The organism is Cellulomonas sp. GbtcB1, assembly GCF_019091725.1.
Taxonomy (GTDB): domain Bacteria; phylum Actinomycetota; class Actinomycetes; order Actinomycetales; family Cellulomonadaceae; genus Cellulomonas.
This window is the reverse complement of the sequence record NZ_JAGXJG010000084.1, coordinates 1-9,875: the sequence shown is the minus strand read 5'-3', so window position 1 is coordinate 9,875 and position 9,875 is coordinate 1. Positions and strand designations below refer to the sequence as shown.

General features: G+C 77.1%; 9 protein-coding genes. 3 read left to right on the top strand and 6 right to left on the bottom strand.

The window, feature by feature from the left end:
* Positions 1-78 precede the first annotated feature (78 nt).
* On the bottom strand, positions 79-780 hold the full coding sequence (locus tag KVT14_RS19140) for an AMP-binding protein (protein ID WP_217617119.1): 702 nt from the start codon (positions 778-780) through the stop codon (positions 79-81).
* A 507-nt stretch (positions 781-1,287) separates the two neighbouring features.
* Entirely contained in the window at positions 1,288-3,171 is a 1,884-nt protein-coding gene (locus tag KVT14_RS19135) for an HNH endonuclease signature motif containing protein (RefSeq protein ID WP_217617118.1), read from the bottom strand.
* 284 nt (positions 3,172-3,455) lie between these two features.
* On the opposite strand from KVT14_RS19135, the gene KVT14_RS19130 reads away from it, so the two are divergent.
* Positions 3,456-3,599 carry a hypothetical protein gene (locus tag KVT14_RS19130; RefSeq protein WP_217617117.1) on the top strand — a complete coding sequence of 48 codons (144 nt, stop codon included), beginning with the start codon at positions 3,456-3,458 and terminating at the stop codon, positions 3,597-3,599.
* Positions 3,600-4,041: 442 nt separating this feature from the next.
* Here the strand turns inward: KVT14_RS19130 and KVT14_RS19125 are convergent, their stop codons facing one another.
* Complete coding sequence (locus tag KVT14_RS19125; RefSeq protein ID WP_308161172.1) at positions 4,042-6,432, bottom strand: LLM class flavin-dependent oxidoreductase; 2,391 nt, start codon at positions 6,430-6,432, stop codon at positions 4,042-4,044.
* On the bottom strand, positions 6,429-7,373 hold the full coding sequence (locus KVT14_RS19120) for an LLM class flavin-dependent oxidoreductase (RefSeq protein WP_217617116.1): 945 nt from the start codon (positions 7,371-7,373) through the stop codon (positions 6,429-6,431). Before KVT14_RS19120 ends, KVT14_RS19125 begins: the two co-directional genes overlap by 4 nt.
* A 101-nt stretch (positions 7,374-7,474) precedes the next feature.
* Here KVT14_RS19120 and KVT14_RS19115 point away from each other — a divergent pair, with 101 nt between their 5' ends.
* Positions 7,475-7,963 (top strand): MarR family winged helix-turn-helix transcriptional regulator, encoded by a 489-nt coding sequence (locus tag KVT14_RS19115; RefSeq protein ID WP_217617115.1) that lies wholly within the window; start codon positions 7,475-7,477, stop codon positions 7,961-7,963.
* A 46-nt stretch (positions 7,964-8,009) separates the two neighbouring features.
* Here the strand turns inward: KVT14_RS19115 and KVT14_RS19110 are convergent, their stop codons facing one another.
* On the bottom strand, positions 8,010-8,582 hold the full coding sequence (locus tag KVT14_RS19110; protein ID WP_308161171.1) for a MarR family winged helix-turn-helix transcriptional regulator: 573 nt from the start codon (positions 8,580-8,582) through the stop codon (positions 8,010-8,012).
* A 37-nt stretch (positions 8,583-8,619) separates the two neighbouring features.
* Between KVT14_RS19110 and KVT14_RS19105 the strand changes: the two genes are divergently transcribed.
* On the top strand, positions 8,620-8,865 hold the full coding sequence (locus tag KVT14_RS19105) for a hypothetical protein (RefSeq protein ID WP_254631333.1): 246 nt from the start codon (positions 8,620-8,622) through the stop codon (positions 8,863-8,865).
* A gap of 86 nt (positions 8,866-8,951) precedes the next feature.
* Here KVT14_RS19105 and KVT14_RS19100 read toward each other — a convergent pair whose 3' ends face one another.
* The gene (locus KVT14_RS19100; RefSeq protein WP_217617114.1) at positions 8,952-9,713 is read right to left on the bottom strand and encodes a YcnI family protein; all 762 of its coding nucleotides are present in this window, start codon (positions 9,711-9,713) and stop codon (positions 8,952-8,954) included.
* Positions 9,714-9,875: the final 162 nt, after the last annotated feature.

Here is a 9,875-nt window from a genome sequence, read left to right as displayed (position 1 = left end):
ACACTCACAGACCACACACCGCACTCGGCGGACGACCGCCGACCAGCCGACTGTCACCAACGTGACGGCTGAGTACAGCTAGACCAGCGCCGGCCGACGGGCCGGCGCCGGACCTCCGGTGCTCGCGTGCCGGTGCCGCCAGCCGCCGGCCGCGTCGAGCACGTCGAGCGCGAGCGGCACCGACGCGGCCCGGGCACCTCGGGGAGCCGACCTCCGCCCCGGACCCGGCACGGCACCGTCGACCTCCCACGGGGCGGCGCTCCCCGCGCGGCCCGACGCCCCGGCGAGCGCCTCCAGGTCCTCGTGCGTCCAGTGCACGCCGAGCGGTCCTTCGCCCGGACGGTCCGGCGGCACGAACAGCAGCGCCGCGTCGCCGTGCGGGTCCGGTGCCGGGGGCAGGGCCACGAGCAGGTGCCGCGTCACCAGGTCGACGAGCGGGAGCGCCCCGCCCACGAACCGGTCCGCCAGCCGCGGTCGGTCGGCCGCCAGCCACAGCGCGGGTCCCCGCAGGCGCCGGACCAGGCGCAGCCCGTGCCGGTCCCCCACCACCACGTCCGGGCGGGCCGCGGCGTGCGCGGACGCGACCTCGGCATCAGGCAGGTCGGGGCTGGCCGCGACCACGACCGCTCCGAGCCGGAGGCAGGCCGCGACCGTCGCCGACCGCGCCGGGCCCGGCTCAAGTACCAGCGACACCCGGTGGTTCGCCCGCACCCCCGCGGAGTGCAGCGCCGAGGCGAGCCGGATCGCACGGTCGGCGCGCGCGCCCCGGTCGGCGCGCACGCTCCCGCCAGTGGCGAGGCTCCCGACGGTGGCGACGCTCTGACGGGTGCCGACGCCCCGGTCCCTGGAGGTCGCGGGCCCGGGTCGACGTGCGGGAGCCGCGGCGACGGCGCGGTCCGTGGGATCGAGACCGGTCACGGTGCCTCCTCGAGCGCTCAGCCGGCAGGTCCGGCGACGTGCTCCCACCGTCCCCCGCCCGGGCACCTCGCGTCGTCATCCCCCGGGAGGGATCGCGCCTACAGCCGACGCGGTAGGTCCACGACCGCAGGAGGACGAACGCGCGCGAGAGGTCGATCGGACGGCTGACCCCGAGGTGTTGGCCGGCGGTCGGCAGATGGCGGGTGGGGTGGGTTCCGGGACGCGCAGGGGATCGCCTACGGACCGACGTAGGCGGACGGAGGCGGTCACCGGGTGCTGGCGCGGATCGGCCGGTGCTGTCGGGAACGGAGTGTCGCGCGAGGTGCGAGGCGGACAGCCGCGTCACGGACCGGGCGAGCAGTCCGTCGCTCAGAAGGGAGGTGGTGCGTCGTAGGGGTCGGCCGTGGCGTCGTGGATCTGCCCGGTGCCGGGACGGGTGAGGTAGCGGTGCCCGGTCGGAGTGACCCACTCGAAGAGCCCGGGTTCGATCTGCCGCAGTCGGAAGCCGCCGTCGGTCTTGAGACGGTGGTGCCGGTGGCACAGGGGGCCCAGGTTGTCGGCGTCGGTTCCGCCCAGGGGCGCGTCGGGGTCGCCGCCGGGTCGCGGGTGGAACTCCTGGGTGTGGTCGAGCTCGCAGGCGCAGGCCGGGACCATGCACCCGGGTGCCGCGCAGGTCTTGTCCCGGATGCGGACGAGTTCTGCGAGGGCGGCGGGTGGTCGGTAGCGTTCGCGACCGACGTCCAGGACCCGATCGGTGACCGGGTCGGTGACGACCCGCCGCCAGACCCCGCCGATCGCCAGCGCCCTTGCCTGGACGGCGTCGATGGGTCCGTGGCCGTCGAGGTGCGCGGGCTTGTCGTCCAGCCCGAGGAGCGTGGATGCGGGGATGGTGATGCGGACCTCGGCGCCCGGACGACCCGAGCAGCGGAGGCAGCTGCGACGCGCCGTGGCGGGCGCGACGGTGCCGGTCGTCAGGGCGGGTGGGGTGGCTCCGCTCGATGGGTTCCGCGTGGTGGCGTTGGTGGTGGTGCCTGCTCCGGTCCCGCCGTCGGTCGAAACCCTGGCGTCGGCTGAGGCCCCGGCTCCGAGCTCGGCCCCGGTGTCGGTCGGGACCTCGGTCGGCGTGCGTCGCGCTCCGCGCGCAGGGGCGGGGTCGCCCACACGGGGCTCGGGGTGCGTCGCCGTGTCGCCGAGCGGGGTGAGGGTGGCGATCGGGATCGGCTCGACCGGGCGCGTGAGCACCTCACCGTCCCGGTCGGTCATGGTCGCCCCGTTCCACGACCGTCGCGGCTCCGGCTGCACCGGCAGCGCCGGGGACAGGTGGACCTCGAACGCCGGACCATCCGACTCCGGGACGTCCCCGACCACCAGGTCCCGGAGGCCGTCGGCGCGCAGCTGGTCCAGGGTGCGGTCGTCGCCGAGGGCTTTGGCGGTCTTCGCGGCGTGGGTCAGGACCCCGTCGACGCGCAGCGCGTCCGCGGCGTCGAGGACCAGCCACATCGAGGCCATGCCGTCCGGCTGCGGGCGGGGGTGGGAGACCTTCCGGGTGCAGCGGGCGCGTTCGCGTCGGGCGGCGGCGCCCTCGGGATCGACCAGGCGGATCTCGCGAGCCACGCGTTGGCGCAGCTGGGCCACGGAGCAGTGGTGCGCGTCGGGCAGCACCGCGTCCTCCACCGCGTGCGCGACCTGGAACGGCAGGTCGGCCAGCAGCTCGGTGAGGACCTCGGCCTTGGCCGCGTCGAGATGCCCGACCTCCAGGGCCTCCCGGGTGGCCCCGAGCATCCCGTCGAGCACCAGGGCCCGGTGCACGGTCTTCGTCGCGGTCACCCGGGGCCAGCCCAGCCGCATCGCGAGCTCGTCGCCGGCCACGCAGGTCTGCGTCGGCGGGGCACCGGCCAGCGGGGACCAGTCCGGGCTCATCTCCTCGCGCGCGGCGAGCACGGCGATGGCGTCGAGCGTCGCGGCGTGCTGGTAGGACTCCATGCGCGTGCGGGCGGCGATCACCTCGACCAGGACCTTCGAAGACAGCACGTCCAGGTCCAGACCCCGCAACCACGCCTCCAGCACCGGCCCCGGCTCGCAGGACCGGATCGCCTCGACCTGCCGCTGCTCACCCGTGCGCGGCGCCCCACCGGCCGCCACGACCGGGTCCGGGCCGAAGTCCGTCAGGCAGGTCCCGTCGGGCCCGTAGACCGGCAGCACCCCGGCGGCGACCGGGTCGCCGTCGGGGTGTTCCTGCAGGTCAGATGACATGGAACGACACTACCGACGGCCACCGACACGACCCCGGCGGCCGATCCCCGTCCTGGGGACGACGCACGGCCACCGCGCCTGTGGACGACTCGGCGCCCGCACGACGACCGCGCCCGAGCACGCCGCCACCGCACCGAGCGGTCAGCCGCGGGCCGCTCGGCCGACCGACCACCGGCCCGCCCCGCCCGCCCCCGGTCGCGCCCCGGAGCGCCCCGTCCGAGACTGGCGGAGGCGGGCCGCCCCGCGACCCGCCGGCAGCACCCGAGCGACGAGAGGACCGCGTCATGGGCCTGGACGACATCACCGAGAAGGCGAGCGACGCCGGCATCGAGAAGGCCGGGGACACCGCCGCGAAGAAGTCGGGCGGCGGGAACGCCGAGCAGATCGACGACCTCGAGAAGAAGGCCGACGACAAGATCGGCAAGTAGCCAGCACGCGACGACGCCCGCACCTCCCCCCGGGGGTGCGGGCGTCGTCCTGCGTGGCGCGAGCCACGGCCTCGCGGGCGGTGCCGGGCCCTCCTCCCGGCATCCCCCCGCGGCGGGTCAGCGGCGCACGCGCTGGCGTGCGTCCCGGGCGCGGGTGACCAGGTCGCCCAGGCCGACGACGACGATCACGGCCACGAGGCCCGCGACGACGATCCACACCTGCGGCGACATGACGTTGCTCCTCGTTCCGGCCCTCGACGTGCTGACGGGTCCATCCTGGCAAGCCGACCCCGCCCGGCGGATCGGCCCTGCGCCGTATCTTCGGGTCCGACGTCGGGCGTACGGGGTCCCCCTCGGGGTGCACGGCCTCCTCCTCGCGGGGGAGGCCGACCCCCGGTCGCCCTCGGGGTCGTACCCCGAGAGCCGCGGCCGCGAGCGGCCCTCAGAGCACGACGGCGGGCGGCTCCGCGACCGAGAAGTTGTGCCGGAAGACGTCCTCGGGGTCGTACCGCCGCTTGAGCTCGCGCAGCCGCTCGAGGGTGGCCCCCGGGTAGACGTCCGCGAGCCGCTCGGGCCGGGGGTCGGTCTCGAAGGACAGGTACGTGCCGTCGAAGTGGTGCGCCATCGCGTCCCAGATCGCGTCGATCCGCCGCCGGCTGCTGCCCATGGCGACGATGCTGAAGTTCGCCGACCGGTGGGCGTAGGCGGTGGCGTCGGCGGGCACGTCGTGCACGGCTCCCCCGGCGGCCCGGATCTGGAAGAACGGCGTGGCTCCGCTGCGGACGAGCCGGGCGGCGTCGGCAGCGAGCTCCGGGGTGAGGTGCTCGGCCATGCCGGACCGCGTGACCGGCTCGCCGTCGGACGTGTGCCGCTGCGGGACGGAGACGACGGCCGGGTACGGCACGACCTGCACCTGCTGCTGGAGCAGCGGCGCGATCCTGGCGAACGGGTTCAGCCGCTCGATGATCGTCTCCGGGTCGTCGGAGTCGACCATCGCCATGACCTGCGCGGCGACGATCCCGCCGCGGGGCGGCCCCATGATGAGGAACGCCGTGGTGTCGCGCGGGGCGGCCTCCAGCGTGGCGCCGTAGTCGACGAGGAACTGCTCCGTGTCGGAGGCGTCGAAGACGAGCTGGGCGAAGCCCACGTCCCCGACCTCGTCGACCTCGAACTCGAAGGACGTGACGACGCCGAGATTCGCCCCGGCGCCGCGGACGCCCCAGAACAGGTCGGGGTTCTCGTCGGCGCTCGCCCGGACGACGGAGCCGTCGGCGAGGACGACCTCGGCGGCGCGCAGGTGGTCGAGCGTCAGGCCGTGCTCGCGCACCAGGAAGCCGATGCCGCCCGCGGTGGCGAGGCCGCCGACGCCGACGCCGCCGTAGTCGCCGGAGGTGAGGGCCCAGCCGTACGGGTGCAGCGCCGCGGCGACCTCGCCCCAGCGCGCACCGGGCTGGATGCGGACCCGCCGGGTGGCGACGTCGAGGACCTCGATCGCGTTCATCCGCGACAGGTCCAGCACGATGCCGCCCTCGTTGGTCGACCGCCCGCTGATGCCGTGCCCGCCGCTGCGGATCGCGAGGGGGACGTCCTGGGCGCGGGCGTAGGCCAGGGCCTCGACCACCTCGGCGGTCCCGCCCGGCCGCAGCACGAGCCCGGGCCGGCCACCGCGCATGTAGGTGGACCGGACGGCCGCGTACCCGGCGTCACCGGGCTCGACGGCGGCGCCGGCGAGGGCGGCGGGGATCGCGTCGTAGTCGATGCTTGGTGCCCGGGCGGCGCGCACGGCGGCGCTCCGGAGCGTGCCGACCCGGGTGCCGCGGGACGCGCGGGCGGCGGCGACTCGGTCGCGCACCGTGGCGGCGACCGCGGCGAACGCCTCGAGCGCGGCCTCGTCGGCGACCCCGAGGACGAGCGTTCCCACACCCGCCTCGAGAACGAGGGCGGCCAGGGCGTCCGCCACGTCGACATCCGGCACACCCGCGCCCGGCACGCCCGCGTCCGGCGCAGACCCGTCCGCACCGGACCCGAGGCCGAGCGCCCCTGCGTCGAGCACGAGGCCGCGCCGGACCTCGCGCGGGTCCCGGCCCGCCGCCGCGAGCGCCGCGTCCAGGGCGGCCTGCTCGCCGAGCACGACGTCGAGCTGCGCCGCGGCACCCGCCGGCACCGGCAGCCACCAGCCGTCGGCGACGCGCGCGGCCAGCGTCCGCGCCCCGGCGTCGGCGGCACCCGGCACGGCACCCAGCCAGAGGGCCAGGTTGTGCGCGGGCGCCGGACCGCGCTGCGCGCCGGCGACCCGCTGGTGCCGTCCCTCGTGCACGAGCGACCCCGGCTCGGCGGCGGCCCACATGCCCCGCAGGACGTCGACGCCCTCGGCGAGCGCGTCGAGCGCGTCGTCGGCGTCCGCACCGTCCGAGCCGGGTGCGAGCCCGGGCGTGACGCGCCCGCCCGCCAGGTGGTCCAGGCTCGCCACGGCGCGCGCGAGCACCGCCGGGGGCCGGTCGTCGAGCCGCAGGCCGCGGGTCGCCACGTCGACGCGCTCGGTGGCGCCCGCGACGGACGCGAGCACGGTCCACGCGTCGAGCGCGTCACCGTCCGGCGCGCCCGCGCCCTCCCGCGCTCCCGCACCGTCCCCGGCACGCGCACCGCTCCCGATGCTCGCGTCACTCCCGACGCTCGCACCGCTCCCGGCACCCGCGCCGTCCGCCACGACCACCAGGTCCAGCCCCAGCTCCTCCGCGCGCCGTGCGAGCCGTCCCGGCGCACCGGGGTCGGCCGCGGACGGGACGAGCTCGACGCCGAGCTGCAGCGGGTGCCCGAGGTCGACGCCGCTCACGCCTGCTCCCCCGCCCCGACGGCCGTGGGGGCCACTCCGGCGGAACCGCCGCGCTCCGCGGCGACCAGCTCACGCACGGCCGGCGCGATCTCCTGGCCGAGGACGGAGAGCAGCGTCGGGTCGTCGCCGGTGGCGATGAAGGCGCTCATCCCGTGCTCGAGGGCGAGCACGGCGAGCTGCTCGACCCACTGCTCGGGCGGCCCGGACAGCAGGTCGGTGCTGCGTCGCGCGGTGAGCTGCCCGCCGACGTTGAGCAGCCGGCGCACGGCCCGCGGGTCGCGGCCCGCGGCGTGCGCGGCGACGTCGATGCGCGCGTTCGCGTCGTCGAGGTCCTTCAGGCTGCGGAGGTAGCCGAGGGACGGGAGCCAGCCGTCCGCGTGCTCCCCGGTGAGCCGGAGCATCCGCGGCTTGTAGGCGCCGACCCAGATGCCGACCGGGTGGGCCGGCGCGGGGCCGCGCTTGGCGCCGGCGAGCGGCCAGTAGTCGCCCGGCAGGTCCACGCGGGCGCGCTCGCTCGTGTCCCAGAGGGTGCGGATGACCGTGATGGCCTCGCGCAGCGCGTCGACCCCCTGCCCCGGGGTGAGCCGCCGCCCGCCCATGGCCTCGATGGCGTCCCAGAAGGCGCCGGAGCCGAGCCCGAGCTCGACGCGGCCGCCGGACAGCAGGTCCAGGCTGGCGACGGAGCGGGCGAGCACGGCGGGCGGCCGCAGCGGGAGGTTCGCGACGTTCGGCGCGAGGGTGATCCGCTCGGTGCGCGCCGCGACGTAGGACAGCAGGGTCCAGGTGTCGAGGAAGGACGGCTGGTACGGGTGGTCCTGGAAGGTGGCGAGGTCGAGCCCCGCCTGCTCGGAGAGCTGCGCGAGCCCGACGACGCGCTCGGGCGCCGCGTTGCTCGGCGTGATGAACGACCCGAACAGCAGGTCGTGGCCGTAGTCCGTCATGTCCGCCTCGTCTCGATCCGCCGACGCACCCGTCGGCCAGCACGATCGTATGTCCAACAGATGATTCGCTCAACCACGGGCCCGGGCGTACGATTCCCCGCATGACGGCGACCGGCGAGCAGACGACGCACCCCGCCTCCGATCTCGGGTGGTCGCTCGGCGTGCTGCTCCGCGCCTACGAGCACGCGATGACGTCGGCGGTCGAGGCGGTGCCCCACGGGTTCCGCGGGTTCCTGGTGCTGCGCGAGGTGGTGCGCGGGGCGCACCCGAGCCAGGCCGCCCTGGCGGCGAGCCTCGGCATCGACCGCACGGTGATGACGTACCTGATCGACGACCTGGAGCGCGCCGGCCTGGTGGAGCGCCGGGTGGCCGAGGTCGACCGCCGGCAGCGCCGGGTGCACCCCACGGCGGACGCCGAGGCGCTGCTCGCGGAGCTGGAGCACCGGATGGCCGTCGCGGAGGACGCGGTGTTCGGCGCGCTCGACCCCGCGGACCGCGCCGCGGTCGGGCAGCTCCTGCGCCGCGCGGCCTGCGGGTACCGCGAGACCGGCGACCCGTGCACGACGGTGGAGCACGCGCTCGGGCGCTGACCCGGGCCCCGTCCGCCCGGCGCCGGGCGCGGCGCCGGGCGCGGCGTCAGCCCCGGCGCGCCTCGGCGTCCTCGCACGCGGCGAGCAGGAGCTGCGCCGCCTCGCGCACCTGGGCCACCTGGCCGAGGTCGAGCCGCAGCCCGTCGACCATCGCGGCCGGGATGCCGACGGCCCGCTCCCGCAGGGTGCGCCCGTCGTCCGTCAGGCGGATCGCGAGGGCCCGCTCGTCCGCGCCGTCGCGCGCCCGCTCGACCAGCCCGAGCGCCTCGAGCCGGCGGACCAGCGGCGACGTGGTGGCCGGCTCCAGGTGCAGCAGCGCCGCGAGCGCCTTGAGCGTGAGGTCGCCGTGCTGCCAGAGCGCGAGCATCGCGAGGTACTGCGGGTGCGTCAGCCCGAGCGGCTCGAGCAGCGGCCGGTAGAACGCCACGAGGGCGCGGGCGGCGGCGGACATCGCGAGGCACACCTGCGCCTCGACGGCGAGCGGGTCACCGGCGGCGGGGTCGGCGGCGGCGGGGTCGGCGACGGACGCAGCCGCCTCAAACGCAGCCGCCCCGGACGCAGCCGGGTCCGACGCAGCCGCCCCAGGAGCAGGGACGGCGGTCGGGGCAGGTCGGGTCACACCCCCGATGCTAGCGCGGATCATTCGTGCGCATATGATGAGGGCACTCAGCATCGGACGGGACGAGGCGGCGGGCATGGGCAAGATCGGCAGGGCGAACGACAGGCGCGAGGCGGCGCTGCTCAGCGTGTTCGGGCCGGCCCAGGTCGGCGACCCCCTGGCCCCCGACCGCGAGGTGGCCGACGCCGACCGCGAGCGCGACCAGGCGCTGCGGACCGAGTTCGTCCGGGTGGTCGGAGCGGACGGCCGGTCGTACCTGGTCGAGCGCCCGGTCGAGGGCTGACACCCCCCGCGGTACATCCCCCGCGCAGCACGACGCCCCCGCGACCGAGCCGGTCGCGGGGGCGTCGCCCGTAGGGGGGACGCGACTCAGCGCGCCCCGGCCCGCCGCCACGCCAGCACGGCGACGACGAGAGCACCGACGCCGGCCGCGAGACCGAGCCCGCCGAGCACCACGGGCAGCGCCCCGGTGTCGTCCGCCGACGAGTCGGATCCGGCACCCCCCGCCCCGGCGTCGTCGCCCGCCCCGGCGTCCTCGGCCCCGGCGCCCGACGCGCCCGCCGCGCCGTGCCCGTGGCCGTCGGCGGCCGCCTCGGTCGTGGTGAAGGTCGGCGCCGGGCTGTCCGGCTCCTCGTCGCCCTCGGCGACCTGGTCCCAGTCGACGACCTCGCCGTCGGCGTACTCCTGGTGCGCGGGCAGGACGAGCTCGGTGCCGGCCGCGGGCAGCGGGCCGACGGAGATCGCGAACTGCTGGAACTCGCCGTCCCCGATGCCGGCGCCGTCGGCGGTCCAGGTGACGCGCAGCGGCGCCTGGGTGAGCGTGGCGCCGTCGACCTCGACCGGCTCGGGCAGGGCGCCGCGCTCGACGGTGGCGGTCCACCCGGGCACGGGCTGCGTCGAGACCGACGTCAGGGGCGTGTCCGTCGGCAGGTCGACGGTCACCCGGGTCGTCGCGGACGTGGGCGACTCGTTGGGGACCCGGAAGGTGAGGACGGTCCAGCCGCCGGCGGCGGTGGTCTCGGGGATGACGCGGACGTGCGCGGACGCGGCGGCGGCGGAGCCGAGGACGAGGGCGGCGGCCAGCGCGGGGCCGGCGGCGAGGCGCACGAGGGCGCGGGGGGATGCGGACACGGTGGTTCTCCTGGGGACGGCATGGCGCGCGCCGCCGGGCCGCCGCACGGGGCGGCGGCGGGGCGCGCGGGGACGGCGCGACCCGTGACCCCGCCGCGCAGCGCGTGCGGGGGCTCAGGCCACGCGGGGGCAGAGCACCCCGGGCGGGCCGCGCCGCGCGAC

Bases quoted from the DNA above. Each gene is read 5' to 3' on its own strand.
- KVT14_RS19135 (WP_217617118.1), bottom strand. From the start codon at position 3,171: ATGTCATCTGACCTGCAGGAACACCCCGACGGCGACCCGGTCGCCGCC.
- KVT14_RS19130 (WP_217617117.1), top strand. From the start codon at position 3,456: ATGGGCCTGGACGACATCACCGAGAAGGCGAGCGACGCCGGCATCGAG.
- KVT14_RS19120 (WP_217617116.1), bottom strand. From the start codon at position 7,373: ATGACGGACTACGGCCACGACCTGCTGTTCGGGTCGTTCATCACGCCG.
- KVT14_RS19115 (WP_217617115.1), top strand. From the start codon at position 7,475: ATGACGGCGACCGGCGAGCAGACGACGCACCCCGCCTCCGATCTCGGG.
- KVT14_RS19105 (WP_254631333.1), top strand. From the start codon at position 8,620: ATGAGGGCACTCAGCATCGGACGGGACGAGGCGGCGGGCATGGGCAAG.